General features: G+C 67.4%; 25 protein-coding genes and 2 tRNA genes. 15 read left to right on the top strand and 12 right to left on the bottom strand.

Going from position 1 to position 26,126, the window contains the following annotated elements; all coding sequences use genetic code 11:
- Positions 1-17: 17 nt before the first annotated feature.
- From G5S38_RS07460 to G5S38_RS07440, 5 genes are all read right to left on the bottom strand, one after another.
- The gene (locus G5S38_RS07460; protein ID WP_165066676.1) at positions 18-1,463 is read right to left on the bottom strand and encodes a GH1 family beta-glucosidase; all 1,446 of its coding nucleotides are present in this window, start codon (positions 1,461-1,463) and stop codon (positions 18-20) included.
- Entirely contained in the window at positions 1,460-2,365 is a 906-nt protein-coding gene (locus G5S38_RS07455; RefSeq protein WP_165066673.1) for a carbohydrate ABC transporter permease, read from the bottom strand. The genes G5S38_RS07460 and G5S38_RS07455 overlap by 4 nt, the downstream gene beginning before the upstream one ends.
- Entirely contained in the window at positions 2,362-3,393 is a 1,032-nt protein-coding gene (locus tag G5S38_RS07450) for a carbohydrate ABC transporter permease (RefSeq protein WP_165066670.1), read from the bottom strand. The genes G5S38_RS07455 and G5S38_RS07450 overlap by 4 nt, the downstream gene beginning before the upstream one ends.
- A 114-nt stretch (positions 3,394-3,507) precedes the next feature.
- Positions 3,508-4,818 (bottom strand): ABC transporter substrate-binding protein, encoded by a 1,311-nt coding sequence (locus G5S38_RS07445; RefSeq protein ID WP_201276616.1) that lies wholly within the window; start codon positions 4,816-4,818, stop codon positions 3,508-3,510.
- Positions 4,819-4,991: 173 nt separating this feature from the next.
- On the bottom strand, positions 4,992-6,848 hold the full coding sequence (locus G5S38_RS07440) for an MDR family MFS transporter (protein ID WP_165066664.1): 1,857 nt from the start codon (positions 6,846-6,848) through the stop codon (positions 4,992-4,994).
- Between the two features lie 181 nt (positions 6,849-7,029).
- Here G5S38_RS07440 and G5S38_RS07435 point away from each other — a divergent pair, with 181 nt between their 5' ends.
- On the top strand, positions 7,030-7,902 hold the full coding sequence (locus G5S38_RS07435; RefSeq protein ID WP_165066661.1) for a M15 family metallopeptidase: 873 nt from the start codon (positions 7,030-7,032) through the stop codon (positions 7,900-7,902).
- Positions 7,903-7,955: 53 nt separating this feature from the next.
- Here the strand turns inward: G5S38_RS07435 and pgm are convergent, their stop codons facing one another.
- Positions 7,956-9,578, bottom strand: coding sequence for a phosphoglucomutase (alpha-D-glucose-1,6-bisphosphate-dependent) (gene pgm / locus G5S38_RS07430; protein ID WP_165066658.1), 1,623 nt, complete (start codon positions 9,576-9,578; stop codon positions 7,956-7,958).
- Between the two features lie 126 nt (positions 9,579-9,704).
- On the opposite strand from pgm, the gene pheA reads away from it, so the two are divergent.
- Complete coding sequence (gene pheA, locus G5S38_RS07425) at positions 9,705-10,643, top strand: prephenate dehydratase (RefSeq protein ID WP_165066655.1); 939 nt, start codon at positions 9,705-9,707, stop codon at positions 10,641-10,643.
- Positions 10,644-10,657: 14 nt separating this feature from the next.
- Here the strand turns inward: pheA and G5S38_RS07420 are convergent, their stop codons facing one another.
- Entirely contained in the window at positions 10,658-11,764 is a 1,107-nt protein-coding gene (locus G5S38_RS07420; protein WP_235928954.1) for a diacylglycerol/lipid kinase family protein, read from the bottom strand.
- Positions 11,765-11,802: 38 nt separating this feature from the next.
- Between G5S38_RS07420 and serS the strand changes: the two genes are divergently transcribed.
- The 8 genes from serS to G5S38_RS07380 all read left to right on the top strand — a co-directional run bounded on the left by serS (position 11,803) and on the right by G5S38_RS07380 (position 18,303).
- On the top strand, positions 11,803-13,068 hold the full coding sequence (gene serS, locus G5S38_RS07415) for a serine--tRNA ligase (RefSeq protein ID WP_165066652.1): 1,266 nt from the start codon (positions 11,803-11,805) through the stop codon (positions 13,066-13,068).
- Entirely contained in the window at positions 13,068-13,877 is an 810-nt protein-coding gene (locus G5S38_RS07410) for an HAD family hydrolase (RefSeq protein WP_165066649.1), read from the top strand. Before serS ends, G5S38_RS07410 begins: the two co-directional genes overlap by 1 nt.
- A gap of 44 nt (positions 13,878-13,921) precedes the next feature.
- A tRNA-Ser gene (locus tag G5S38_RS07405) sits at positions 13,922-14,009 on the top strand.
- Between the two features lie 61 nt (positions 14,010-14,070).
- Positions 14,071-15,411, top strand: coding sequence for an LCP family protein (locus G5S38_RS07400; protein ID WP_165066647.1), 1,341 nt, complete (start codon positions 14,071-14,073; stop codon positions 15,409-15,411).
- A 50-nt stretch (positions 15,412-15,461) separates the two neighbouring features.
- Positions 15,462-15,550 (top strand) — tRNA-Ser (locus G5S38_RS07395).
- A 320-nt stretch (positions 15,551-15,870) separates the two neighbouring features.
- The gene (locus tag G5S38_RS07390) at positions 15,871-16,314 is read left to right on the top strand and encodes a DUF3375 family protein (RefSeq protein WP_165066644.1); all 444 of its coding nucleotides are present in this window, start codon (positions 15,871-15,873) and stop codon (positions 16,312-16,314) included.
- A 39-nt stretch (positions 16,315-16,353) separates the two neighbouring features.
- Positions 16,354-17,469: a Wadjet anti-phage system protein JetD domain-containing protein gene (locus G5S38_RS07385; RefSeq protein WP_235928955.1), complete on the top strand. Its 1,116-nt coding sequence runs from the start codon at positions 16,354-16,356 to the stop codon at positions 17,467-17,469.
- Between the two features lie 156 nt (positions 17,470-17,625).
- On the top strand, positions 17,626-18,303 hold the full coding sequence (locus G5S38_RS07380; RefSeq protein ID WP_165066639.1) for a hypothetical protein: 678 nt from the start codon (positions 17,626-17,628) through the stop codon (positions 18,301-18,303).
- Between the two features lie 221 nt (positions 18,304-18,524).
- Here the strand turns inward: G5S38_RS07380 and G5S38_RS07375 are convergent, their stop codons facing one another.
- Both G5S38_RS07375 and G5S38_RS07370 read right to left on the bottom strand, forming a co-directional pair.
- Positions 18,525-18,935: a GtrA family protein gene (locus G5S38_RS07375; RefSeq protein WP_165066636.1), complete on the bottom strand. Its 411-nt coding sequence runs from the start codon at positions 18,933-18,935 to the stop codon at positions 18,525-18,527.
- Positions 18,932-19,300, bottom strand: coding sequence for a MerR family transcriptional regulator (locus G5S38_RS07370; protein ID WP_235928953.1), 369 nt, complete (start codon positions 19,298-19,300; stop codon positions 18,932-18,934). Before G5S38_RS07370 ends, G5S38_RS07375 begins: the two co-directional genes overlap by 4 nt.
- A 223-nt stretch (positions 19,301-19,523) precedes the next feature.
- On the opposite strand from G5S38_RS07370, the gene G5S38_RS07365 reads away from it, so the two are divergent.
- Positions 19,524-21,044, top strand: coding sequence for a SulP family inorganic anion transporter (locus tag G5S38_RS07365; protein WP_165066631.1), 1,521 nt, complete (start codon positions 19,524-19,526; stop codon positions 21,042-21,044).
- Here G5S38_RS07365 and G5S38_RS07360 read toward each other — a convergent pair.
- Positions 21,038-21,757 carry a TetR/AcrR family transcriptional regulator gene (locus tag G5S38_RS07360; RefSeq protein ID WP_165066629.1) on the bottom strand — a complete coding sequence of 240 codons (720 nt, stop codon included), beginning with the start codon at positions 21,755-21,757 and terminating at the stop codon, positions 21,038-21,040. The two genes, G5S38_RS07365 and G5S38_RS07360, sit on opposite strands and share 7 nt — an antisense overlap.
- A 55-nt stretch (positions 21,758-21,812) precedes the next feature.
- Between G5S38_RS07360 and G5S38_RS07355 the strand changes: the two genes are divergently transcribed.
- Positions 21,813-22,292 (top strand): DUF1772 domain-containing protein, encoded by a 480-nt coding sequence (locus tag G5S38_RS07355; protein ID WP_165066626.1) that lies wholly within the window; start codon positions 21,813-21,815, stop codon positions 22,290-22,292.
- Positions 22,293-22,345: 53 nt separating this feature from the next.
- Here G5S38_RS07355 and G5S38_RS07350 read toward each other — a convergent pair whose 3' ends face one another.
- Both G5S38_RS07350 and G5S38_RS07345 read right to left on the bottom strand, forming a co-directional pair.
- Positions 22,346-23,551 carry a glycosyltransferase gene (locus G5S38_RS07350; RefSeq protein ID WP_165066624.1) on the bottom strand — a complete coding sequence of 402 codons (1,206 nt, stop codon included), beginning with the start codon at positions 23,549-23,551 and terminating at the stop codon, positions 22,346-22,348.
- Between the two features lie 32 nt (positions 23,552-23,583).
- Positions 23,584-24,048: a PGPGW domain-containing protein gene (locus tag G5S38_RS07345; RefSeq protein WP_165066621.1), complete on the bottom strand. Its 465-nt coding sequence runs from the start codon at positions 24,046-24,048 to the stop codon at positions 23,584-23,586.
- A gap of 86 nt (positions 24,049-24,134) precedes the next feature.
- Between G5S38_RS07345 and G5S38_RS07340 the strand changes: the two genes are divergently transcribed.
- The 3 genes from G5S38_RS07340 to G5S38_RS07330 are packed head-to-tail and all read left to right on the top strand — an operon-like array spanning position 24,135 to position 26,106.
- Entirely contained in the window at positions 24,135-24,770 is a 636-nt protein-coding gene (locus tag G5S38_RS07340) for an NAD(P)-dependent oxidoreductase (RefSeq protein ID WP_165066619.1), read from the top strand.
- A gap of 29 nt (positions 24,771-24,799) precedes the next feature.
- The gene (locus G5S38_RS07335) at positions 24,800-25,207 is read left to right on the top strand and encodes a MarR family winged helix-turn-helix transcriptional regulator (protein ID WP_165066615.1); all 408 of its coding nucleotides are present in this window, start codon (positions 24,800-24,802) and stop codon (positions 25,205-25,207) included.
- Entirely contained in the window at positions 25,204-26,106 is a 903-nt protein-coding gene (locus G5S38_RS07330) for an NmrA family NAD(P)-binding protein (RefSeq protein WP_165066613.1), read from the top strand. Before G5S38_RS07335 ends, G5S38_RS07330 begins: the two co-directional genes overlap by 4 nt.
- Positions 26,107-26,126 lie beyond the last annotated feature (20 nt).

The following is a 26,126-nucleotide window of genomic DNA, read 5'->3' as shown; positions in this document are numbered from 1 at the left end:
AAGCCTAGCGATGGCTGCTACAACGACCGGGCGGCGATGATCCTGCGATACTCCATGGCACTGTGCTTGAGGGTGCGTTCCTGGGTCTCGTAGTCGACGCGAACCAGCCCGAAGCGCTTGTCGTATCCCCACGCCCATTCGAAGTTGTCCATGAGCGACCAGTAGAAGTAGCCCTTGACCTCGACGCCGCCGTCGATGGCATCGAGTACGGCAGCGAGGTGCTGCTGCAGGAACGACACGCGGTCGGCGTCGTGCACAATGCCGTCGTCCTCCACGACGTCGTTGTAGGCGGCGCCGTTCTCGGTGACGTAGAGCGAGACTCCGGCTGGCCGGGCGTACTCGTCGGCGATGCGGTGCAGCAGGCGGGTCAGCCCCTCCGGCTGCACCTCCCAGCCCATGGCCGTGGTCGGCAGTCCGCGCGGGTGGGTGTGGGCGTTCTCGGCGGCCGGGAACGGCGACCGGAGCGGCCGGATGGATGGCGCGGCAGTGGTGATCTCCGAGGGCGACGACGTTCCGCTCACCGCATCACCGTGGTAGTAGTTGACGCCCAGCACGTCGATCGGGGCCGAGATGACGTCGAGGTCGCCGGCGTGGATGTGCTTCTCGAAATCGAGGTGCGCGACATCGGCGAGCACGTCCTCCGGGTAGGTGCCGCGAAAGATCGGGTCGAGGAATACCCGATTGAACTGGCCGTCGATGCGGCGGGCGGCGTCGATGTCCCGCTCGTCGCTGCCATCGACCGGGTCAGCGACGGTGAGGTTGAGCGTGATGCCCAGCTCCAGCGCGGGGTCCCGCCTGCGCAGCTCACCGACGGTGAGACCGTGGCCGAGCAGCAGGTGGTGTGCCGCCGCGAGGCCGGTTGCCGGGTCCTGCACGCCGGGAGCGTGCTCGCCGCTGATGTACCCGACGAATGCCGAGCACCACGGCTCGTTCAGGGTAGTCCAGGCGTCGACCCGGTCACCGAGAACGTCGTGGACGGATGCCGCGTACTCGGCGAACCGGTAGGCGGTGTCGCGGTTCGCCCAACCGCCGGTCTGCTCGAGCGCCTGCGGCAGGTCCCAGTGGTAGAGCGTCAGCCACGGCTTGATGCCGTTCTCGAGCAGCTGGTCGACGAGCCGGGAGTAGAACGACAGTCCCTGCGCGTTCACCGGACCGCCGTCGGGGCGAACCCTCGACCACGAGGTGGAGAAGCGGTAGGTCTGCACGCCGAGGTCGGCCATCAGCTTCACGTCGTCGGGGTAGCGCGCGTAGTGGTCGCACGCCACGTCGCCGTTCTCGCCGCCGACGACTGCCCCGGGAATGCGGCTGAAGGCATCCCAGATCGAGTCGGTGCGGCCGTCGCTGTGGGCGGCGCCCTCGATCTGGTAGGCCGCCGTCGCCACGCCGAAGAGGAAGTTCGGGGGGAATTCGCGTTCCGCCGCACCCTGCGACAGCGTCTGCGCCTGGTCGAATATCTGAGTCATCCTTTGACCGCTCCCTGCATGATTCCGGAGATGAGCTGCTTGCCAGCCACGATGAATAGTACGAGCAGTGGGAGGGTCGCGAGAACCGCCCCTGTCAGCACGATGGAGTAGTCGACGTAGTAGCCGGACTGCAGCTGGCTGAGCGCGGTCTGCAGCGTCGGGTTGGTGGGGTTGAGCACGATGAGCGGCCAGAGATAGTCGGTCCACGCTGCCATGAAGGTGAACAGCCCGAGGATCGCCATCGCCGGGCGGGCAGCGGGCACGGCGACGTTGAGGAACGTGCGGATCTGGTTGGCCCCGTCCACGCGCGCGGCTTCGAGCAGCTCGTCGGGAATGACGTCGACCAGGTACTGCCGCATGAAGAACACCCCGAACGCGGTGACCAGCGTCGGCACGATGACCGCACCGAGTTCGCCGGTCCAGCCGAGCTGGCGCATCAGGATGAACAGGGGGATGATGCCGAGCTGGGTGGGGATGGCCATGGTCGCGATCACGAAGATCATCAGCTTGTCGCGGCCCTTGAACTTCAGCTTGGCGAACGCGTACCCGGCGAGGGTGGAGAAGGTCACCACCGAGATCGTGATGACGCCGGAGACGATGATGCTGTTGCCTAGGGCGAGCCAGAACGGAACGGCATCGAGCACCAGTGCCGCGTTGGCGAAGAAGTTGCCGCCGGGGATGAGGGGGAGGGTCTCGCCGCGGGTCGCGTTGGTGCCGCTGCCGACGACGAACGACCACCAGAGAGGGTAGGCGGAGCCCAGCAGGAATGCGCTGAGCAGTCCGTAGGCGAGAAAGCCCGGGCGGGTGCCGATGCCAGCGAAGGCACGGCGGCGTCGGGGTTCCCGCGGTGCGCGGTCGGTACCTTCTGGGGCGAGGGGGGCGGCCTGCAATTGAGATGTCATGAGCGTCGTCCTGAGAGTTTCTTGGCGGTGGAGGCCTTGATGTGCCGGTTCTCGGCGGTGGCGATGCGTTTCGAGATCATGAAGTTGATCAGCCCGATTCCCACGATGAGCAGGAACAGCAGCCAGGCGATGGCGGAGGCCTTGCCGAAGTCCTGGCGGAAGAAGGCCATCTCCCACAGGTAGAGAACGGTGGTCTGGAACTGCCGGTCCGAGCCGCCGATGCCTCCCGCGTTCGACACGTCGAACAGTCGCGGTTCGGCGAAGATCTGCAGCCCGCCCATGGTCATGGTGATGACCACGAAGACGAGGGTGGGACGGATGCTGGGCACCGTGATCGAGAAGAACCGTCGCACTGCACCCGCGCCGTCGATGGCCGCCGATTCGTGCAGGTCACGGGGCACCGCCTGCATCGCGGCGAGCAGGATGAGCGCGTTGTAGCCCGTCCACCGCCAGTTGACCATGGTGGCGATGGCGACGTGGCTCGCGAGAACGTCGTGCTTCCACTGCACGGGGTCGATGCCGACCGCGCCGAGCAGGTTGTTGAACAGGCCGGAGGTCTCGTTGAACATGCTGGAGAAGATGAGCGCGACGGCGACCGGGGTGACGACGTAGGGGAGCAGGATGCTCATGCGCCAGAACGTCTTGGCCTTGAGCGCCTGGTCGAGGATGGCCGCGAGGATGAGCGCGAATGCCAGCTGGGGCACGGTACTCAGCAGAAAGATGCTGAGGGTGTTGCGGATGGAGTTCCAGAAGAACCGGTCGCCGAGCACTTCCTGAAAGTTCGCGATACCGACGAAGTCGCCCTGGCCGGCCAGCAGTTCCCAGTCGTGCAGCGACACCACGAAGGTGTAGACGAGGGGAAAGAGTCCGGTGATCGCGAAGAGCACGAAGAACGGGGCGATGTAGAGATAGGGAGAGGCCCGAACGTCGAAGCGGCTCACTCTCTGACGGAAGGTGAGCGTCTCGCTCGCCCGCGGCGACGCGGGGGAGTCGCCCGTAGTCGGCGGGCGACTGATGGTCGATGTCATGGGTGTCTCCTCGTTGAGGCGGTCGGTCGGTCGGTGTTGATGGCGAGATCTGGTGCCTGGGGTGGGGCTCCCCGGCTGCACGAGTGCGGCCGGGGAGCCCCGGGGGCGGTGGTGCTAGCCGACCAGCTCGTCGAGCAGGGTCAGCGCTTCCTGCCACGCCTCGTCAGCGGTCGCCTCGCCGCGGTCGATCTTGTCGAGCGGCGGGCCGAAGACGTTCTCCTGGATGAGCGAGTCGTCCGGTCCCTTGAACTGGGCGGTCACTCCGATGGCGCGCTCCGCGAGGATGGCGCCGGTGGGAGCGTCGTTCAGGATCGGGTCGGTTGCTCCCGCCGAGGCGAGCTCTTCCTGTGCCGCGATCGTGCTGGGGAAGGTGCCGGCGGCTTCGAAGGCCTTGACCTGCTGCTCCGGCTCGGTCAGCCACGACGCGAGGGCCGCGGCTTCTTCGGGGTGCTCGGAGGTCTCGGGCACCGCGAGGAACGCGCCACCCCAGTTCGCCGGGCCGCCGGGGAAGACGTCAGCGAAGTCCCATCCGGTGGATGCGTCTCCGCCTCCGGCCTCGAGGCTGCCCTTGAGGTTTGCCAGCATCCATCCGGGGCACACGAAGGTCGCGAAGGTCTGGTCGGTGAAGGACTTTCCGGTGTTCCAGTCCCATTCAGCCTCGGCGGCCGAGAGTCCGTCTGCGGCGGCGTCGGTGAGCCAGGTCCAGCGCTCCTCGAGTTCGGCGTTGCCCTCGACGTTCAGTTCACCGTCTGCGGTGTAGTAGCCCTCGTCGAGCTGGTTGACCATGGCGTTCCAGACGAATCCGGACTGGTCATACCAGGCCTTGCCCGTTGCCTCCTGGTACTCGCGTCCCACATCGAAGAACTTCTCCCACGTTGCGTCGGCGCCGCCCAGGTACGCCGCGAAGCCTTCGCGGTCGCTGGGGATTCCGGCGGCTTCCAGCGCCGGTCCGTTGAAGCACATGCCCTCGGGGCCGATGTCGGTTCCGTAGCCGATCACGCGTCCATCTGGGTCGGTCGCCTGCTCGTACTTCCAGTCGACCCAGTCGCCCGCCCGGTCTTCGATGCCGTATTCCGTGAGGTCGACGAACTGGTCGCTGACCTCCATGATCGATCCGAGCCAGCCCTCCTCGATCGCCGTGACGTCGGCGAGGCCGGAGCCGGCCGCGATCTTGGTGAACGCGTCGGTTCGGGCGTTGCCACCGGTGTCGATGTTGTTCGCCTCGATGGTGATACCGGGGTTGGCCTCTTCGTACTCGGTATAGAGGTCCTCGAATCCCATGGCATTGAACGTCGTGACCGTGAGGGTGGTGCCGTCGTCTGCCGAGTCACCGCCACCACCTCCCGACGAGCATCCCGTGGCGATCAGGGCGAATGCTGCTGCTCCGGCCAGGACGGCCGATTTTTTGCGTCGTGAGATTCTCACGGTCACTCCTTTGTGTGCATGGATGGGGCAGGCCTGGGAGCGCTCCCGGAATGTTGTGGGAGCGCTCTCACGATTGCGGAACCAGAGTGACATCGCATGCCGCGGAGTGTCAAGACTTTTTTGGGAGCGCTCCCAAAATGTCGGGAATTCGACCCGTATCCGGCTCTATTGGGCTATCCGCGCGGAGCGGTCGGGCTGCCGCCAGCCGACGCATCGGGTACGACGGCGATGGGCCGGGTGTCCGACGCGAGGCCAGGGCCCGACACGACGCCGGTCGAGTCCGCAGCGTGCTGGGCGAGCAGTGCCGCGTCTGCGTCGGCGACCTCCTGCAGCGCAGACTTCTGGCGCAACGGCGTCGCCTTGAGAAAGAAGCTGAGCACGAAGGCCAGCAGCACGACGCCCAGTGCCACCCAGAAGCAGGTGACCGCGGCATCCGCGAATCCGGCGAGGAAGGGAGCCGCGAGGGCGGGATCCGAGGTGTTCAGGAACGAGGTGTCTCCGTCGAGCGCGGTGCCGATGGTCGATGGATCCTGCAGGATGCCGAGGATCTGCGCGTTGGCCGGGTCGGCGAGGATGCGCTGGCCGGCCTCGGTGGTCGGGTCGGTCGCCGCGGCGATACCCGCCTGGATGCTCGAGTCGTCGAACGCCGCGGTGAGCGCACTCGGCAGGCGCGTGAACAGCACCGAGAAGATGACGGCGACGCCGAGCGTGCCGCCGATCTGGCGGAAGAAGGTCGACGACGAGGTGGCGACGCCGATGTCGCGGGGGCCGACCGAGTTCTGGCTCGCAATGGTGAGGGTCTGCAGCAGCTGGCCGAGGCCGAGCCCGACCAGGAGCATGCCGATCATGAGGAACCACAGGGGAGTGTCTGCCTCGATGAAGGTGAATACGAAGAACCCCGCCGACATCAGGCCGGTGCCCATGATCGGAAAGATGCGGTACCTGCCGGTGCGCGAGATGAGCTGCCCGCTCGCGATCGACGAGATCATCAGGCCGAGGATCAGCGGGAGGATCTGGTATCCGCTCTCGGTCGGCGTCGAGCCGAGCACGAGCTGGAGGTACAGCGGAATGGTCGAGAGTGCGCCGAACATCCCGAAGCCGACGAGCACGCCCAGCACGGTCGCCATGGAGAACGTGGGGCTGCGGAACAGCGACAGTGGAATGAGGGCATCGGCACCCATGTGGCGCTCGACCAGTACGAACGCGACGATGCCGACGGCACCGACCGCGTAGCAGGCCATGGAGATGGGCGAGTTCCAGCCCCACTCGCGGCCCTGCTCGGCGATCAGCAGCAGGGGAACGAGACCGACGATGACGGTCGTCGCACCCCACCAGTCGATGCGCACGCTGCGGTGGGCGCTGCGCGCCGGTAGGTGCAGGAAACGCAGCACCATCAGCAGCGCGATGATGCCGATGGGCAGGTTGATGAGGAACACCCATCGCCACCCGGTGATGCCGAGGATGAAGGGCGTGCCTGCCAGCAGGCCGCCGACCAGGGGGCCGATCACGCTCGAGATGCCGAACACCGAGAGAAAGTAGCCCTGGTACTTGGCGCGTTCCCGCGGGGCGAGCATGTCGCCCATGATCGCGAGCGGCAGCGCCATCAGGCCGCCGGCACCCAGGCCCTGGATGGCGCGAAAGCCCGCCAGCCCGTACATCGAGGTCGCGAATCCCGAGGCGAGCGAGCCGACGAGAAAGATCGAGATGGCGATGATGAACAGCGGACGCCTGCCGAAGATGTCGGAGAGCTTGCCGTAGATCGGCGTCGAGATGGTCGAGACGATCAGGTAGGCGGTGGTGACCCACGCCTGTTCGCTGAGGCCGTCAAGGTCGTCGGCGATGGTGCGGATCGACGTGTTGACGATGGTCTGGTCGAGCGCCGACAGGAACATGCCCGCCATCAGCCCGTAGATCACGAGCAGGATCTGCCGCTGGGTCATGACGCCGCCGGGGGCGGGAATCGCCGTCGGCGCAGCCGCTCCGGCCGGTGATGACGAGCGCTTGCGGGGGTTCGATCCGGCGCGGGCCATGGTTCCTCGTTCTGCTGGGATGGTTCTGTGGCGGTGACGCGCCTCGTGCAGGCGGGGCTGCGTCTCCCGGACGCACGAAACCGCCGGGGCGACGGGCCACCGGCGGCTCAAGATTGCGCGGAGTGCAAAGTTATACCCGCGAAATGCAGTTGCGCAAGCATCCACGGCTAGGATTCTGCCCATGTCGCAGAGAGCAGGGAGGCGAACCCTCCCGGCCGCGATCGTTGTCGGACTGTGCGTCGCCCTCGCGGGCTGCGCGTCGCCGGGGCCCCTGACCGCGGTGGATGCCACGGGGTCGCCTTCTTCGTCTGCGTCTGCCTCGCCGTCGGCCCCCGAGCCCACGCCATCGGATCCGCCCGCCTCGCCTTCCGCATCTCCCACCGACGCGGCACCCGAGCCGGCCCCCCCGCCCGAGCCGGCCCCCGCCCCGCCGGCGCCGGCCGGTTTCGACTCCGGGCAGCGCTCGATCGACGACCCCGCGAGCCTCTGGGTCGTGGCCAACAAGCTGCGGCCGATGAACCCCGCCGGCTTCGTGCCCCCCGACCTGGCCTACCCCTCGGTCGAGAACGCGAACGGGCAACCACTGCGCGCACCCGCCGGCGACGCGCTCGTCGCGATGTTCGCCGCGGCGGCGGCAGAGGGAGCGGGCGGCATGCGGCTGCAGAGCGCCTACCGCTCGTACGACACGCAGGTCGGCGTGTACAACGGCTACGTCGCCCGCGAGGGGCAGGCGTCGGCGGATGCGCAGAGCGCCAGGCCCGGGCACAGTGAGCACCAGACCGGGCTCGCCGCCGATATCAGCGCCGGGTCGTCGTGCATACTCGCGGCGTGCTTCGCCGACACCCCGCAGGGCAGCTGGCTCGCGCAGAACGCCTGGCGCTTCGGGTTCATCCTGCGCTACCCGGCCGACAAGGTGCCCGTCACCGGGTACATGTTCGAGCCGTGGCACTTTCGGTACGTGGGAACCGAGCTCTCGACCGAGCTGCACGAGCGCGGCATCCGCACCCTGGAGGAGTTCTTCGGCCTGCCCGCCGCCCCCGGCTACGCGGGGTAGCGGGAGCGGCGGGCGGACCGGCAGGTCACCGGGCTTTCGGCGTTAGTGCCGCGCTACCCGCCGAGCGCCGCGTCGACGATCTCTTTCGCCTCCGCCTGCACCTGCTTCAGGTGCTCCGCACCGCGGAACGACTCGGCATAGATCTTGTAGACGTCTTCGGTTCCGCTCGGGCGGGCCGCGAACCAGGCGTGCTCGGTGACGACCTTGACTCCGCCGACCGCCGCGCCGTTGCCCGGGGCGGTGCTCAGCCGCGCGATGATCGCGTCGCCCGCCAGCTCGGTCGCGGTGATCGCGTCACCGTCGAGCTTGCCGAGCGCGGCCTTCTGGTCCTTGGTCGCGACGGCGTCGACGCGCTCGTAGACGGGAGAGCCGAATTGCTCGGTCAGCTCGGCGTAGAGCTGCGACGGCGTCTTGCCCGTCACGGCCAGGATTTCGAAAGCGAGGAGCGCGAGGATGATGCCGTCCTTGTCGGTGGTCCACACCGTGCCGTCCTTGCGCAGAAAGCTCGCGCCGGCCGATTCCTCGCCGCCGAACGCGACCGACCCGTCGATCAACCCCGGCACGAACCATTTGAAGCCCACGGGCACTTCCCACAGCGTTCGCCCGAGCGACTGGGCCACGCGGTCGATCATCGTGCTCGATACGAGGGTCTTGCCGATCGCGGCATCCACCGGCCACTCTGCCCGGTGCGTATAGAGGTACTGGATCGCGACGGCCAGAAAGTGGTTGGGGTTCATCAGGCCGCCGTCGGGCGTCACGATGCCGTGCCGGTCGGCGTCGGCGTCGTTGCCGGTCAGCAGGTCGTAGTCGTCCTTGTGCGCGAGCACCGACGCCATCGCCGACTGCGACGACGGGTCCATGCGGATCTTGCCGTCCCAGTCGAGGGTCATGAACGACCAGGTCGGGTCGACGACCGGGTTCGCCACGGTCAGGTCGATGTCGTAGGTCTCGGCGATGAGCTTCCAGTAGTGCACGGCGGCGCCGCCGAGCGGGTCTGCCCCCACGTGCAGGCCGGCCGCCCGAATGGCATCGAAGTCGATGATGGATGCCAGGTCCCCCACGTAGCGCCCGCGAAAATCGTAGGTCTCCACGCCGCTCGGCTCCGCGCGCTTCACATCGCGGTTGCCGTTCGCGATGAGCTCGTTGGCGCGGTTCGCGATCCAGCCCGTCGCGTCGCTGTCGGCGGGGCCGCCGTGCGGGGGGTTGTACTTGAATCCGCCGTCGCGGGGCGGGTTGTGCGACGGGGTGATGATGATGCCGTCTGCCGTGTCATAGTCGGCGGAGGTCGCGTTGTAGGCGATGATCGCGTGGCTCAGCGCCGGGGTGGGTACGAAGTCGTCGTACTCGTCGACGAGCACGCGCACCCCGTTGGCCACCAGCACCTCGAGCGCCGTCGTCTCGGCCGGCCGCGAGAGCGCGTGGGTGTCGCGACCGATGAACAGCGGACCGGTGGTGCCCTGCTCCGCCCGGTACTCGACGATCGCCTGCGTGATCGCGGCGATGTGCGTCTCGTTGAATGCGGTGTCGAGCGACGAGCCACGGTGGCCGGAGGTTCCGAACGCGACCTTCTGGTCGGGGTTCGTCACGTCGGGGATCCCCGAGTAATAGGCGGCGACCACCTCGTGTACGTCGATGAGGTCGGATTCCTGGGCTGGCTTCCCTGCGCGATCGTTCATTCGCTCAGTCTTTCAGGGTGGGGGCATCGCCCGCACCCCTCCGCCCGTTTTGGTCACCCCGCCCGGTGCGGAGCGGTGCCCCCGCGCGGCGGATCGCGCATTCGCCCGAACGCTAGGCTCGCAGGCATGCCCGAAGAGACTCGCACGTACAGCTTCCTGGGTCCGGCGGGAACCTTCACCGAGGCCGCCCTCGCGCAGGTGCCGGAGGCCGACGGCCAGCAGTGGCGATCGGTCAACAACGTCGGTGAGGCGCTCGACGACGTGGTCACCGGCCGCAGCGTCGCCGCCATGATCGCGATAGAGAACTCGATCGAGGGCGGGGTGTCGGCGACGCAGGATGCGCTCGCGACGATCCCCGGGCTGCGCATCGTCGGCGAGTACCTCGTGCCGGTCAACTTCGTGCTCGTCGCCAGGCCCGGAACGTCGATCGACGACGTACGCGTGGTCAATGCGCACCCGGTGGCCTACGCGCAGTGCCACAAGTGGCTCGACCGCGCGCTCCCGAGCCACGGGCACATTCCGGCCACGTCGAATGTCGCGGCCGCAGCATCCCTCTTCATCGACGACTCGGCGGATGCGGCCGTCGCGCCCCCCACGATCACTGCGCACCACGACCTCGTGGTGCTGGCCGAGAACATCGGCGACAACCCGAATGCGGTCACGCGGTTCGTGCTCGTCAGCCGCACCGCACCCACGCCGCCCGCCACCGGTGCCGACAAGACGAGCCTGATCGCGGAGCTCCCCGACGACCGCGCGGGGGCGCTGCTTGAGATGCTCGAGCAGTTCGCTACCCGCGGCGTCAACATGAGCCTGCTCGAGTCACGGCCGATCGGCGATGCGATGGGTCGCTACCGGTTCGTCATCGACCTCGACGGGCACATCCTCGACGAGCGGGTCGCCGACGCGCTGCTCGGGCTCAAGAGGTTCAGCCCGCGCGTGACGTTTCTCGGGTCGTATCCCCGTGCCGACCACCAGGCCATCGAGGTGACCGGGCGCTACGGCGACGAGGCATTCATCGAGGCGCGCGACTGGTTGCGTGCCCTGATCGCCGGCGAACCGCAGTAGCGCGCGCTACCGACTCAGGACTCGACGGGCACCTTCACGACGAGGGCGAGCGGGTCGACGACGACGCGGAAGGCGATCGCCTTGCCGAAGGAGTCCCCGTCGAGCTCGAACTCCTCTTCCTCGTCGAGGCGCATGAGCAGTTCCTTGCCCTTGAGGTAGCGCAGCGTGCGCACCTCCTTGGTCATGCCCACGATCTTGCGGCCGACCGAGCTGCGGCGCAGCACGCCGTTCTCCCACACGATCTTGACCCAGACCTGGATCCAGCCGAAGAAGCCCTCGGGGCGGAGCGCGACGATGTCGAACACGCCGTCGTCGACGGCCGCATCGGGCAGCAGCAGGATGTTGCCGGGCAGCGACCCGCAGTTGCCGATGAGCACGGTGTGCACTCGGGCGTTGCGGTTGCCCTGCCCATCGAGATTGTAGCGGATGCTCATGTTCTTGCTGCTGCGGAGGGCCTTGCGGATAGCGTCGACGTAGGCGAACCAGCCGACCCGCTTCTTCAGCTCGGGGTCGGTGTTGGCGATCATCTGCGCGTCGAGCCCGAGGCCCGCCATCACGAGGAACACGAACTTGTCCCGGCTGGAGTCCGCGCGTCGCACCTCGATGACCCCGAGGTCGATGGGGCGATCCTTGCCGGCGAACGCGGTGCTGACCGCCTCGTCGAGGCTGTCGAGGGTGAGGTGCAGGTTGCGGGCGAGCAGGTTCCCGGTGCCGGAGGGAATGAGCCCGATGGGAACCCCGCTGCCGCGCAGTGCCTCGGCTGCGGCGCGTACGGTGCCGTCGCCGCCGGCCACCATGACGACGTCGACATCGTTCGTGAGCGCCTCGAGGGTCACCTTCTGGCCGGGGTCTTCTTCTGACGTCTCGAACCACAGCGTTTCGCGCCAGCCGGCCGTCTTCTCCGCCGCCTCGACGGCGGCCCGTAGCAGGTCGATCCTGACCTTGATGGGGTTGTAGACGATTGCAGCGATGCGGTCGCCAGTGGCCCGATCGGCGATCTGGGCATCGGTGCGCTCAGTGGTCTTGTCGGCGATCTTGTCCGCCTGGGCCTGGACTTTCTCAGCGGCACGGGCCTCGGCGCGGGTTGGGTCGTCGGGCGTGTCGTTCTGGTCGTTAGGCACGCGTAAACCGTATCCCACGCCCGAAGTAAGGTTGGAGCGTGATCGACCCGCAGCTTCTCCGAGACAATCCCGACCTGGTACGGCGCTCGCAGGAGGCGCGTGGCGACTCTGTCGCCCTCGTCGACGAGGCGGTCGCGGCCGAGGTCTCGCGCCGCGATGCCATCGCCGCCTTCGAACAGTTGCGTGCGAGCCAGAACCAGTTCGGCAAGCAGGTCGCGGCCGCCCCGAAGGACGAGAAGAAGGCGCTCGTCGCGCAGGCGCAGAGCCTCGCGGCCGAGGTCAAGGCGGCCAGTGCCGCAGCCTCCGACGCCGAGGCCGAGTTCCACCGCATCGTCGGCAGCATCGGCAACCCGATCCTCGACGGCGTGCCGGCGGGCGGCGAAGACGACTTCGTGCTCATCAAGACGGTCGGCGATCGCCCGACGTTCGACTTCACTCCGCGCGACCACCTCGAGCTCGGTGAACTGCTCGGCGCCATCGACATGTCGCGCGGCGCGAAGGTCTCCGGGGCCCGGTTCTCCTTCCTCTCCGGCATCGGCGCGCGCCTCGAGATCGCCATCATGAACATGGGTCTCGACCGCGCCATCGCCGCCGGGTTCATCCCCCTCATCACCCCGACGCTCGTCAAGCCCGAGATCATGCGCGGCACCGGCTTTCTCGGCGAGCACGCCGACGAGGTCTACCACCTCGCCGACGACGACCTCTACCTCACCGGCACGAGCGAGGTCGCGCTCGCCGGTTACCACTCCGACGAGATCCTCGACCTCGAGGCCGGCCCGATCCGTTACGCCGGCTGGTCGACCTGCTATCGCCGCGAGGCGGGCTCGGCGGGCAAGGACACCCGCGGCATCATCAGGGTGCACCAGTTCAACAAACTCGAGATGTTCAGCTACGTGCTGCCGGCCGACGCCGAGGCCGAGCACGAACGTTTACTCGCACAACAGGAGGGCATGCTGCGAGATCTCGGCCTGAGCTACCGGGTGATCGATACCGCGGCGGGTGACCTCGGATCGAGCGCCGCCCGCAAGTACGACGTCGAGGCCTGGGTGCCCACGCAAGACGCCTACCGCGAGCTGACCAGCACCAGCAACTGCACCACCTACCAGGCCCGCCGCCTCGACATCCGCTACCGCACCGAGTCGGGCAAGACCGCGCCGGTGTCGACCCTCAACGGAACGCTCGCCACCACGCGGTGGATCGTCGCCATCCTCGAGACCCACCAGCGCGAAGACGGTTCGGTCGTCGTGCCGGAGGCCCTGCGCCCCTACCTCGGCGGACTCGAGATCCTCGAGCCGGTCGCCTGATGGAGTTCACCGACGCGTCGCTGCTCATCGCGCTCGACATCGACGGCACGGTCATGCGGGAAGACGGCGTCATCAGCGATGCCGTTCTCGAGCAGGTTGCCCGGATGCCGCAGCTCGGCCACGAGGTGATGCTTTCGACCGGCCGTTCCGTCTCGATGACGCTGCCGGTACTCGACCGGCTGGGCATCACGCCCCGCTACCTCGTCTGCTCCAACGGCGCGATCACCCTGAAGCGCAATCCCGGCGCGCCCACCGGGTACACCAGGCACTTCGTCGAGAGCTTCAACCCGTCGCAGGTGCTCACGACCATCCAGTCGAAGCTCGCGCAGGCGAGCTACGCCGTCGAAGACGAGACCGGCCTCTACCGCTACTCGGGCTTCTTCCCGGATTCCGCGCTCGGCGCGCAGAGCGAGCAGGTGCCGTTCGAGCAGCTGCTGCAGCACGAGGCGACGCGCGTCGTCGTGATCTCGCCCGAACACGACATGGAGGAGTTCCTCTCCATCGTCGAATCGATGGGCCTGCACAAGGTGAGTTACAACGTCGGCTGGACGGCCTGGCTCGATATCGCGCCCGACGGCGTGAACAAGGCGACCGCCATGGAACGCGTGCGCGCAGACCTCCGCATTCCGCGATCGCGTGTCATCGCCATCGGCGACGGCCGCAATGACATCGACATGCTCGAGTGGGCATCGGTGGAGGGCAGGGGCATCGCGATGGGCCAGGCGCCCGCCGATGTGGTCGCCGCCGCGAACGAACGAACCGGCACCGACCTCGACGACGGGGTTGCGAGCATCCTTCGAACGCTGTAACAAGCGCGGCATGATCGTCCGCTAGTATCCCCGAGGGGGACGATGGAGGGCTGTCCGAGCGGCCGATGGAGCCAGTCTTGAAAACTGGTGGGCAGAAATGTCTCGTGGGTTCGAATCCCACGCCCTCCGCCACTCGTGATCGGGCGCGTCTCGCGCCCGATCCGTGGTCGGCTTACGCGTGAAGGGGCAGCCGTTGGGTGATCGGGCAATCCGGCGACGCCGCGGTGACCGCGCGATTCGCCGACTGCGTTCGCAGGTCGGCAAGCGCCGCAGCATCGCGCGCCACGGTCGGCTGCGCCGCCCCAACGCATTCCTGGCCGTACTGCGCGTGCTCTCCGTCGCCACCGTCGTCGTGCTCATCAGCTGCCTCGCCGTCGGGAGTATCGCCGTGGCGCAACTCGCGACGAACATCGACACCGTCGCGCTCGCGGGGGAGGGCATGCCCGACGAGGTCATCCCCGATGCGCCGGCGCTCGGATCGTTCGAGGGCGGGTTCAACCTCCTCGTCGTCGGCAGCGACGTGTGCGATGTCGAGGGGGGCTGCCCCGACCGCGAAGCGGAGCTCAACGACGTCACGATGCTCGTGCACGTCTCCGACGACCACACGTCTGCCGTCGCGGTCAGCATTCCCCGCGACCTCGTGGTGCCCATCCCCGCGTGCCCGATGGAAGACGGCTCCGGCAGCTACCCCGCGATCAGCGCGCAGGCCATCAACACGACGCTGGGCTACGGGGGCCTCGCGTGCACCGTGCTCACGGTCGAGCAGCTCACCGGGCTCGATATTCCGTATGCCGGGTTGATCACGTTCAGCGGCGTCATCCACATGAGCACCGCGGTCGGCGGGGTGCCCGTCTGCATCGACGGGCCGATCGACGACCGGTACTCGGGATTCCGCCGCGACGAGGCGGGGGAATACACGCTCGCCGGCCAGGACGCCCTCAACTTCCTGCGCACCAGGCACGGCGTCGGCGACGGCAGCGACCTCGGGCGCATCAGTTCGCAGCAGGTCTTCTTGTCGTCGCTCGTGCGCACCATCAAGAGCGACAGCACCCTGACCGACATCACGAAGCTGTATGGGCTGGCGCAGGCCGCGACATCCAACATGCAGCTCTCGAGCTACCTCGCGCCCCTCAACACGATGGTGTCGATGGCCCTCGTGCTCAAGGACATCCCGCTGGAACGCATCACCTTCGTGCAGTACCCGGGAACCACCGAAGAGGGCGGCGTCTACGCCGGCAAGGTGGCGCCGATCACCGACCAGGCCGACGCCCTGTTCGCCCGCATCGCAGCCGACGACTCCTTCACGCTCGAGGGCAACACCGGCGTCGGGTCGACGCTCAACCCGAACGCGCCCGTGCAGGCATCATCCGCGCCGTCCGATGCGGTGGATGCCCCGGCGCCCGCCACCCCGTCGGCCACCGCCGCTCCCTCGATGCCGGCGGCCCCGTCCGCCCCCGCCGACGCCGGTGCCGAGGTCCTCACGGGCGTGCTCGGGCAGACCGCCGCGGACTACACCTGCTCTCGCGCGAACTGACGCGTGGATCGTCCGGGTATGCTGGTACCGAGCGTGCATCGTCGCGCTTGGGAGACGTCGCATAGTTCGGCCTAGTGCACCACCCTGCTAAGGTGGAGTACCCTAACGGGTACCGAGGGTTCAAATCCCTCCGTCTCCGCTCATAAAATCCCTGGTCAGGCGCTGTTTCATTTGGCTTCTGCCACGGTTTTCGCCATATCTGCCACGGTCGTAATGGGGCCTCGGTGAGGCATCTTGCGCAACGTTCGGGCGGTTGACCGTGCGGCTTGCGTAATCCTCAGTCCCGTATGTGGCGATGCTGTAACACGCGCGTGCAGACCTATGCCGCGAATCCCTCGGTCTCCCGGCCGGGCAGCGTGTCCCGTCGGCCGGAGAAGGACGCTCGTCGGTGGGCTCCGTTTGAGCGATCACCGAGCGCAGCGTGTGAGTGGTGTCGGTGTTGTCCTTCAGAATGGACGCGTGCCCGCTGTCGCCCAAGTTCTCGAGCTCGCCCAGCTCGCTGAGCGTGACGCGGCATGGAAGCTGCTCCGCGCGGACAACGCACCGGTGATCGCTGGTCTGCTGGGCATTCATCTCGGTGGCGACGAGCGCCGCGTTGATGCCGAGGAGTTGTACGAGCGAATGGATGCCGATCTCGACCGGCTCCGCGGGCACGGGCTGCCGCTGCCGCTGACCGCGAAGGGGTACTGCAGCGAGTGGCGTGCAGCAGGGTTTCTGGTGCGCCGACCCTCATCGGAAGCGCGCGGTGAGACGCTCGAATTGTCGTCCGATGCGATTGCCGGCATCCGCTTTCTGCAAGGCCGTGACTCTCGAGCCCTATGTGGGTGCGATCACCTCGGTCTCGAACCCGGATCGCAACTCGTCACGGCTGGCGAACGTGGTCTTCTCGGTCGATCAGCCTGAGGTCACCGTCACGCCGCGCGCGGAGGCGCGAACGTGACCATGCCGGTCACTCCGTCCGATCTTCACGCGCGAGCGAAGAAGCTCTTCGACCGTGACGCGCGCACGTGGGCGGCCGAGCAAAGGACCGCGGTCGAGCTCGATGTTCCCCTGCATCCGCCGACGGAGCGAGAAGCGTTAGCTCACCTCGACGGCATCCGAGCGCGGGTCGACTCCTGGCGCGACGTGCGCGACGACCCTGACATCGAGCTTGAGTGGACCATCCGCAACTGGTCACGCATCGGGTCGCAAGAAGTCCCGGTGCGCGCCATCGTCCGCACTCCGGAGTCGATCGCGCGAGTCGCAGGCGAGGCGTACAGCTGGCAGCGTCTTGTGGAACGCCTCGACGAGCTGAGGGACTTTGCCGGTTCCGACGCGCACGTGGTGCTCCGAACTATTGCCCGCTCGATCGCCGACCTCGATGACGCGGACTTCCGCAGGCTCGTCGACGTGCTGGGCTGGCTGCGTGAGAACCCGGCATCGGGTCGTCTGATTCGAGAATTACCGATACGCGGCATCCACACCAAGTGGATCGAATCTCGCCAAGGGGTCGTAGAGGCGTTGCATCGAGCCGGGACGGGTGCATCTGGACTGGGACTTCGAGAGCTGTCTCCGCTCTTGCGGATCCGTGTGCTCGACCCTTCGCTCTCCTTCCACGGGCTCGCCGATGTATCCGCACCCGTCGACGACCTTGCCTTGATCCCGCTGGCGCCACAGCGAGTCTTCGTCCTCGAGAACCTCGCCACGGTGCTCGCCATGCCGAATGTGCCGGGCGCGATCGCCGTACACGGCGGCGGCCATCGCGTCGACCTCGTAGCACGTCTTCCATGGGCGCAGACCGTCACCTACTGGGGTGATCTGGACTCGCACGGCTTCGCCATTCTCAACCAGCTTCGAGCCAGGGGCGTTGACGCAAGCTCGGCGTTGATGGATATCGAGACGTTGTTCGCTCACCAAGATCTCTGGGGAGTCGATCCAGACCCCAACGTCCGGGTCCTGGAGCTGCTCACGCCGGCTGAACGCGCGACTCTCCAGGCGTTGAGCTCTGTAGGCAACGTCCGCCTCGAGCAAGAGCGCATCCCGTGGGCCTTTGCGCTCGCAAGGCTCGGGGTTTCTTGAGTAGTCGCATCCGCGCTGTCATCTGATTCGATCCGCAGTCCGACGTCCCTGCCCCAGGCCGGGCAAAGGATAAGGGGCCTCGGCTTGCGCCGGGCCCCTTATGTGTAAGCACCGATCCGCTGAGCGTCCGGTGTTTGTGCGTCTAGTCTAGCCTCTGTGTCGCCGATCGAGCCTGTGAGTTCCCGGTTCATCGGCGACCCGCGGCTGCAGCGGCTTCTCGTAGACACCGGCGGGGATTTTTCGCAGGCCCACAAGCTCTTCGAGTGGAACGTGCAAGCCTCAGGCGCCGCGATGGAAGCGATCTACGTTTTCGAGCTCATTCTGCGCAATGCCATCGATCGTGAACTCCGCCTCTGGAACGAGGGCATGGCTGGGACGCCGGACTGGCTCCTGCGGCCGCATCCGTACCTTCTCCGCGCGCTCAATCAGAGCGAGCTATTGAAGGCCGCAACGCGGGCTCGGAGAATCGCGGCTGAGCACGGCCGAGCGGTGAACAACGATGACGTGCTCGCGCAGATGTCGCTCGGAGCGTGGCGATACATCCTCCCTTCGAAAGCCATCAAGTCGAAGCAGAAGCTGTGGGAGGTGGCTATCAAGAACGCGTTCCCCGCGTGGCCAGGGAAATGGTCGGCCGACAGCGTGGTCAGCCGAGTCGCGAACGTGCATGGTCTGCGCAACCGCGTCGCCCACCTCGAACCGCCCCATCACTACGACCTACGCAAGGTCAGGCGGGACATGCGCAGTGTCTGTCACGCGATCGGCCCCGACGCAGCGAGGTTCTTCGTGCAGACCGAGCGGCTGCTCCCCATCATCGAGTCGAACCCCGCTTCTTGAGGCGACGACCGGGCCGGCCGGCAGCGGACTGGACCGGGAATGTGCCGCCACGTTTCTGCCACGAATTGAACCCTGTAGACCTGACTTAAACGGCACATCCCGTCATCAGAAGCCGCGGAATCATGCGGTTTCGGTTGGACTCGCTTGCCATCCGCGCGGTTTCAAATCCCTCCGTCTCCGCTCTCAGAACACCCCCCTATCACTGTGATTCGGGGGTTTTTTCATGGGCTCCCGCGCCGGAAGGAGAAGAACTTGTGGCCGAGGTAGCTCACGACGGTGGTGATCGCGACGATGACGGCCTGGGAGAGGATGGCCGGCCATCCGATGACTTCGACGAAGACCGGAAGCAAGAGCGCGTTGATGGCAAGCGTCAGAAGGTGCACGCCCTGGAATCGGAAGAAATCCGTGATGAGGTTGTGTCGCCCGGATACGGCAAAGGTCAACCGGCGGTGAGTCAGGAAGCCGACAATTGTTGCCACCGCGTAGGACAACCCGAGGCTGAGGAGATAGCGACCACCGAGGGTTAGCTCGAACACGACGAACAGTCCGTAGGCGAACACGGTGTTGAAGCCACCGACGATCAGGAACCGGACTCGCTCGCTGGCGCGAAGCCGACGGAGGAATGACCTCACTCTCGCAAGGCTCTCAATAACTGCAACAGCTCGTCGGATCGCACGAGGTAGTCCTGTAGCTTCTCGCGGCGCACTTCGGCCTGTTCGACGAAACCGTTGAGCTTTTCGCGTGACACCGAACGGGCCGATTCTGGTTCGTCTGCCTGCAGGGTCGAGATAACGAGGAGCAGCTCGCCCATCTCCTCGATCGTGAACCCCAGGGGTCTCATTCGTCGGATGAGAAGCAGGCGTTGGAGATCCGCCTCGGTGTAGAGCCGGAACCCGCCGTCGGAGCGCCCCGATGGCTTCAGCAGTCCGACGTCGTCATAGTGCCGAATCGTCCGCAGTGACATGCTCGACTTCTCCGCCAGCTCGCCAATGTGCATCGTCGTGCTTCTAGTCTTCTCCGCTGGCATGTGCGCCTTCCGCTCTGGTCGACTTGCAACTCTACCCTTACGTAAGGGTAGAGTTTCGGACAAAGGCTGAATTCTTGAGTAGGCCGATCTACCAGTTGTCGCCGCTCTGGCGAACTGGATGCGCAACGGAGCGCCCCACTTTTCTTGCCAACACCGGCTTCTCTCTTCGGAGCGCCACAACCTGGAGACATCCATGGCCCTCAGCACCGCGCCAGACGCGCCCAGCCGCTACACACCAGACCCCTCGGTCATGACCGCGCTGCGGACCCCCCGCATCCTCATCAAGGAAGTGCTGGCCGGCCTCGTCGTCGCCCTTGCCCTCATCCCCGAAGCGATTGCGTTCTCGATCATCGCCGGCGTCGATCCGCGGGTCGGCTTGTTCTCTACCTTCGTGATGGCCATCGTCATCTCGTTCGTCGGCGGTCGCCCCGCGATGATCACCGGCGCGACCGGAGCGGTCGCACTCGTCATCGCCCCCGTGGCCCGCGAGTACGGCATCGAATACTTCATCGCCACCGTCATCCTCGGCGGTGTGTTTCAGCTCATCCTGGCGGCCGTCGGCGTCGCCAAGCTCATGCGGTTCATCCCCCGTAGCGTCATGGTCGGCTTCGTCAACGCGCTCGCCATCCTGATCTTCACGTCGCAGTTGCCACAGCTGACCAATGTTCCGTTCCTCGTCTATCCGCTGGTTGCATTCGGCATCCTGATCATGGTGTTCATGCCCCGCATCACGAAAGTCGTTCCCGCGCCGCTCGTGGCCATCGTCGTGCTCACGGTCATCACCGTCACGGTGTCGATCAACGTGCCGACGATCGGTGACCAGGGTGAGCTGCCCCGCAGCTTGCCGACGCTGTTCTTCCCGGACGTTCCGCTCACCGTCGAGACGTTCACGATCATCGCCCCATACGCGCTGGGCCTCGCCCTCGTCGGGATCCTCGAATCGCTGATGGCCGCGAAGCTCGTCGACGAGATCACCGACACCCACTCCCGCAAGACGCAGGAGGCGTTCGGGCAGGGCACCGCGAACATCGTCTCGGGGTTCTTCGGTGGGATGGGCGGCTGTGCACTCATCGGCCAGACCATGATCAACGTCAAGGCGTCGGGTGCCCGCACCCGCATCTCAACTTTCCTCGCCGGGGCCTTCCTGATGCTCCTGGTGATCGGCGTCGGTGACCTGCTCGCCGTAGTTCCGATGGCGGCGCTCGTCGCGGTCATGATCATCGTGTCGGTACTGACCTTCGACTGGCACAGCATCCGCCTTTCGACACTGAAGCGCATGCCCAAAAGCGAAACGAGTGTGATGGTCGTTACCGTCATCGCCATCGTCGCGACCCACAACCTCGCGATCGGCGTCGTCATCGGTGTCATCATGGCCATGGTCGCCTTCGCCCGCCGCGTCGCCCACCTCGTCACCGTCACCCGCACCATCCCTGAGAACGAGACGGTACCTACAGCGCTCTACACGGTCGACGGCGCGCTGTTCTTCGCCTCGAGCAACGACCTGACCACCCAGTTCGAATACACCGCAGACCCCGAGCGCATCATCATCGACATCTCCGCCTCCCACATCTGGGATGCGTCGACCGTCGCCGCGCTCGACGCCATCACCACCAAGTACCAACACCTCGGCAAGCGCGTGGTGATCCACGGCATGAACGACGCCAGCAGCACCATGCACGGACGCCTCGCCGGCAACCTCGGCGGCGGTCACTGAGCCGGATTCTCCCTCCCCGTCGGGCCACGGGTCGCAGGGGGCGGAGTCGTCGACTTCGTGGGAAACAGCGGTGTCGCGAGGATCGAGTGGGTCAACGCGTCAGACACCCAGTCCGTGTACTTGTCGCGGCCCCAGCGCCGCTCCCTGGTGAGCAGGGCGTGCAGCTCCGGCCCGATGAGCGCCCATGCGAGATCGGTGACGTGCCGCTCGGACGCGCTGAGCTCGGCCTTGGTGGCGACGTTGCGCACCATTGCTCGAACACCGGCCAGCCTCTTCGCCTGCGCTGTGCGCCATAGCCCTTTCAGTCGCGCGTCGGTCGGGGCGGCCGCGGCGACCGCGACGAGGAATGCGCCAGCCCGGTCGTTCACCTCGCCGACGGTCCGCGCATAGAGGGCGAGCACGACACGGGCGTCGGGTTCGGCGATCATCCGCTCCACGTGCGGGCGATGCTCCATGGGCTGGGAGCTCTCGTCGCCGACAAGGGCAAAATCCAGCACACGGGCGGCGAGGCCTGCCTTGTCGCCGAACTGCTTGTAGACGAATTCGACCGACGCGCCTGCCCGACCGGCGATACCCGACATGGGCGTGGCCACGTATCCGTTCTCGCTCATGAGGTCGAGCGCTGCATCCAGGACCGCGCGTCGCTGAGCGAGGGTGCGCTCCTGCCGGCTCGTCGAGTCGTACCTGCGCGGGCCCTTGACAGGCTCCATCATCGAGGCCATCCTCTCAATTGCATGCAGACAGTCTGTATGCAAAAGGTATCCGGCCGTGGCACTCTTCACTCTCTCGCTCATCGCGCTCCTGCTGATCACCCTCCTTCTCGGGGTGCACCTCACGGGCTACCTCGCGCTGAACCCGGCGCTGCGGACGATGGACGCGCAGGTGTACGTCCCCGTCAAGCGCGCCATCGACGTCACCGCGCCGAGGCTCGCGCGGCCCCTGATGCTGTCCTGCCTCGTCGGGGTTGCGGTGGCGACGGCCGCTGGCGCTCTCGCGGGTGCGGTGGCGAGCGCGGTTGCCAGCGCGGTCGCGTTGGGCGCCCTGGTCATCGCGCTGATGGCGATCCTGAGGGGGGACCTGCCGATCAACCGGGCCATGGCGGGCTGGTCGGCAGACCAGCCTCCCGCGGACTGGCGCGCGACGCGCACCCGCTGGGAGTATTTCTTCACCCTCAGAACCGCAGCGAACGCGGTCGCCATGCTCGCGGCGAGCGTCGCTGTCGGCCTCGGTGCGGTGAGGCTGGCCTGATGCGGCGTGGGTGCCGTCATCCGCTCTCCTTGGGCGCCGGTTGCCGGCCGGGATCAGCGGGCGATGAGTTCGAGCTCTCGGACAGCGGTGACGACGCCGCGCTCGTCGCGCAGCTCGGCGGCAAGGGACCGTGCCCGCGACCGCATGACCGGTGAGCCGATCGACATCCGGATGGCAGCGGCCAGGCGCTCCGCCGTGATGCCCTTGATGGGCACGGGCGGCGGCGAGACGCCGAGGCTTCGGGTGCGTGCGGCCCAGAACGGCTGCTCCGCGCCAAAGGGAACGACGACCGACGGAACTCCGCTGAGCAATGCCGCACCGGCGGTTCCCGCGCCTCCGTGGTGAACGGTCGCTGACACACGGCGGAACAGCCATGAGTGCGGGAGGGATTCGGTGCCGAAGACGTGTTCGCCGGCGTGATCGTCGCCGGCGATCGCTCCCCACCCGCTGAGCAGTACGGCGCGCACACCCGCCATCCGTACCGCCTCCAGCACCGTGGATCGAAGCGCGTCGGGGTCGGCGCTGCGCATGCTGCCGAACCCGATGCTCACCACGGGCGCAGGTCCAGCCAGAAAGCGCTCGAGCTCGGGGTCGTGGACCTCCTCGGCGGCGCCGGTCCAGTACCCGGTGGCCACGCGTCGGGTCGTGCTGCTGGATGCGACCGGAACGACACGGGGGCTGAAGCCGTAGAGGATCGTCGAATGCGGCGCGGCATGACGACGTGGCAGTCCGAGCTCGGTGCGTGCGGCCCGCAGTGGTGGGCCGAAGGCGGTTCGGAGCACGGCACCCGAAACCGCGTTGCCCGCCAGGTTGCCGGCGGAACCGAAGTAGGAGAGCCACGGTGTGAGAAGCCCGGGGTAGCGAAAACTCGGGGCATCGATGGGCTGGAGGTGCGTGCGCACGAATGGCGCGCCGACCGACTGGGCGACCGGCCCCGCGATCATCGCCCCGCCGATTCCGGCACACACCAGGTCGACACCGTCGGCGATCTCCCGCGTCTCCCTCGCCCAGCCGCGTGCCCGTTCGGTGACCAGTGCGCCGATCGCCCGCAGGGAAAGTTTCTCGCGGGCCGCCGCCTCGGTGTCGGCGCGCCCCGCGCCGGTCAGCCCGTGAAAGGCAGTGACTCCCGCGAACATCGGCGCATACTCCGCCGGAGCGGCGACGCGCACGGAGTGACCGGCCGTCCGCAGTCCGGCGGCGAGGTGCGCGTACGGTTCGACGCCTCCGCGGGTGTCATTGGCCACGATGAGCACATGCATGCCCCATTGTCGCCGGGCCGGAGAGCGCCGGTCTATACCGCGACGGGGTGACCGTGAAAGCGGCGGTAGCTGTAGACGATCATCCCGAGAACGAGCACGCCGGATGCGATCAGCGTGACGCCCGTTCCCCAGCCTCCCGGCAGCCACCATGCCGCCGACAGCGGCCACCAGCCCGGAACTGGAACGCCGACTCCCCAGACGATTCCGACACCGATCAGCGCGAGGCCACCCAGCACGCTCGATGCGATTCGCGGCGCGGTCTGCACGCCGTCCGAGGCGAGGCGGTACGCCCGCTTTCGCACCGGCTGGAGCATGCGCTTGGCCCACGTATAGCGGAGCGACAGGAGCGCGAGCCCCGCGACGACGCCCAGCAGGCCGGGGCCCGGAAGAACCAGGGCGGCGACTCCGGCGACTATCAGCAGCCAGCCAGCCACCTCGATGGCCCTATCCCTGACCCAGGGCGGGAGTGCGGATGGTGCTTCGCTTGCGTGGCGCATTGCGGATTCCCCCGGCCGGTTGTCCCCCAGTATGCGCCGTCGCGCTGACCGCTGGCGCGAAGTGCTTTAGGCGCTAAACTATCGCCATGGAAACCATCGCGATCATTGGCGCAACCGGCCGAACGGGAAGGCGAGTGCTCGACCGAGCCCTCGCCGCGGGCTACACGGTGCGGGTGCTCGCCCGCACGCCATCCGCGATCACCGCGACGAGCGACCGGCTCACCGTCGTCACGGGAGACGTTCTCGACGCATCGGCAGTGAACCAGGTCGTCGCCGGTACGGACGCGGTACTGAGCCTGTTCGGCCAGGTGAAGGGTTCATCGCCCACGCTGCAGGCCGACGGAACACGCGTCATCGTCGCAGCCATGCGGGCGTACGGGGTTCGCCGCATCGTGACGCTGTCGGGTGGTGGGCTGCCCGCGGTGGGCAAGGACGAACCGAAACTGCCAGACAGGGTCATCCGGCTGCTGCTCACAACGCTCGCCGGGCGAGTGCTGTCCGACGCGAAGGCGCACCTCGAGGTGCTGAAGGCGAGCGGGCTCGACTGGACAGTGGTGCGCGGGCCCCGCCTGACCGAGGCACCGGGCGCCGGCTCTTTCCGCGTCGGGTGGGTGGGGGTGAATGCCAGCACGAGCATCAGTCGTGACGACCTCGCCGACTTCATCCTGACGCAGGTGCACGACCGCAGCTTCGTTCACCAGATGCCGTTCGTCAGCGCATGACGGCGAGCGCCGAGCGGCGAGGCGACCTGGTGTCCGACGTACTGGAATCGGTGACCCTGCTCACCACCGGGCTGACCGGCCGCCGGGTGCCATTCCTCGGACGCTCCCTGACCGGCACCCAGCTGCAGGCGCTCTATCGCCTGGCCCACGCGCGGGTGCCCGTCACGCCGAGCAGGCTCGCCGCCTACCTGGGGGTCACAGCCGGCGCGGTCACCCAGCTCGTCGACGGACTGCGCGCAGAGCAGCTGGTCGACGTGGCACCGCTCCCTGGCGACGCCCGTTCCCGCATCCTGACGCTGACCCCCGCCGCCGCCGCCGAGGTGCTCGCGTTCGAACGCGGTGTCGTCGGCAGTGTGATGCCGCGGTTCGCCGGTCTGTCCGACGACGACCTGACCACCCTGGCCGCACTCCTGGCCAGGATCGAGGACACCCCGTGAGCGCCCCCGCCGTCTTCGTCACCGGTGCCACCGGAACCGTCGGCGCCGCCGTGGTCAGCAGCCTGCTCGCCCGTGGCCAGCGCGTGGTCGCCGCGACCCGCGAGGATCCGTCCGCCGCGTCGTCCGCCACGCAGGGGCCGGCTGCCGCTCCCGCAGGCGTGGAGTGGCGGCACTTCGAATTCGGGATGCCGTCGAGGCGAATGGATGCCGCGCTCGAGGGCTGCGACCGGTTGTTCCTCATGCGACCCCCGGCCATCGACGACGTGCGCACCTTTCTCTTTCCCCTCATCGACTCCGCGATGCGCTGCGGGATCCGGCAGATCGGGTTCCTGTCGCTGCAGGGCGTGCAGCACAACCGCCGAACCCCACACCACGCCGTCGAGGAGTACCTCAGGGAGGTCGATGCGCCGTACACGTCGCTCCGCCCGAACTTCTTCATGCAGAACCTGTCCACCACGTACGCGCGGGGCATTCGCGACGACGACGAGATCTCCGTTCCCGCCGGGCGGTCGCTGACCGCGTTCATCGATGCCGACGACGTCGGTCGGGTCGCCGCGGCGGTGCTCACGGAACCGGGGCACCTGCGCGCGGCATACACGTTGTCCGGGGAGCGGACGCTGACCTACCGCCGCGTCGCGAGTGTGCTCAGCGATGTGCTGGGCCGCCGCATCCACTATGCCCGCCCGAGTGAGGCGGAGTACCTCGCCCGACTGACGGCGGAGGGTGCGCCCGCAGACTATGTCGCGGTGCAGAAGATGATCTACCGCATCGTGCGCTTCAACATCTCGGCGCTGCCGAACCGCACCGTGCGCCGCCTGACCGGGCTGCCCGCCACGACGTTCCGGCAGTTCGCCGAACGCGAGCGAGGTGCCTGGGTGCCAGCCTCGCGGGGGAAATGACAACGTCCACTCCGCTATAC

The organism is Marisediminicola senii, assembly GCF_011057645.1.
Classification (GTDB): domain Bacteria; phylum Actinomycetota; class Actinomycetes; order Actinomycetales; family Microbacteriaceae; genus Marisediminicola; species Marisediminicola senii.
Note: the sequence above shows the minus strand (reverse complement) of the source record. Positions and strands in the feature narration are given on the sequence as shown.

Coding starts and splice junctions, on each gene's coding strand:
- G5S38_RS07460 (WP_165066676.1), bottom strand. CDS start 1,463: ATGACTCAGATATTCGACCAGGCGCAGACGCTGTCGCAGGGTGCGGCG.
- G5S38_RS07455 (WP_165066673.1), bottom strand. CDS start 2,365: ATGACATCTCAATTGCAGGCCGCCCCCCTCGCCCCAGAAGGTACCGAC.
- G5S38_RS07450 (WP_165066670.1), bottom strand. CDS start 3,393: ATGACATCGACCATCAGTCGCCCGCCGACTACGGGCGACTCCCCCGCG.
- G5S38_RS07440 (WP_165066664.1), bottom strand. CDS start 6,848: ATGGCCCGCGCCGGATCGAACCCCCGCAAGCGCTCGTCATCACCGGCC.
- G5S38_RS07435 (WP_165066661.1), top strand. CDS start 7,030: ATGTCGCAGAGAGCAGGGAGGCGAACCCTCCCGGCCGCGATCGTTGTC.
- pgm (WP_165066658.1), bottom strand. CDS start 9,578: ATGAACGATCGCGCAGGGAAGCCAGCCCAGGAATCCGACCTCATCGAC.
- pheA (WP_165066655.1), top strand. CDS start 9,705: ATGCCCGAAGAGACTCGCACGTACAGCTTCCTGGGTCCGGCGGGAACC.
- G5S38_RS07410 (WP_165066649.1), top strand. CDS start 13,068: ATGGAGTTCACCGACGCGTCGCTGCTCATCGCGCTCGACATCGACGGC.
- G5S38_RS07385 (WP_235928955.1), top strand. CDS start 16,354: ATGCCGGTCACTCCGTCCGATCTTCACGCGCGAGCGAAGAAGCTCTTC.
- G5S38_RS07370 (WP_235928953.1), bottom strand. CDS start 19,300: ATGCACATTGGCGAGCTGGCGGAGAAGTCGAGCATGTCACTGCGGACG.
- G5S38_RS07365 (WP_165066631.1), top strand. CDS start 19,524: ATGGCCCTCAGCACCGCGCCAGACGCGCCCAGCCGCTACACACCAGAC.
- G5S38_RS07360 (WP_165066629.1), bottom strand. CDS start 21,757: ATGATGGAGCCTGTCAAGGGCCCGCGCAGGTACGACTCGACGAGCCGG.
- G5S38_RS07350 (WP_165066624.1), bottom strand. CDS start 23,551: ATGCATGTGCTCATCGTGGCCAATGACACCCGCGGAGGCGTCGAACCG.
- G5S38_RS07345 (WP_165066621.1), bottom strand. CDS start 24,048: ATGCGCCACGCAAGCGAAGCACCATCCGCACTCCCGCCCTGGGTCAGG.
- G5S38_RS07340 (WP_165066619.1), top strand. CDS start 24,135: ATGGAAACCATCGCGATCATTGGCGCAACCGGCCGAACGGGAAGGCGA.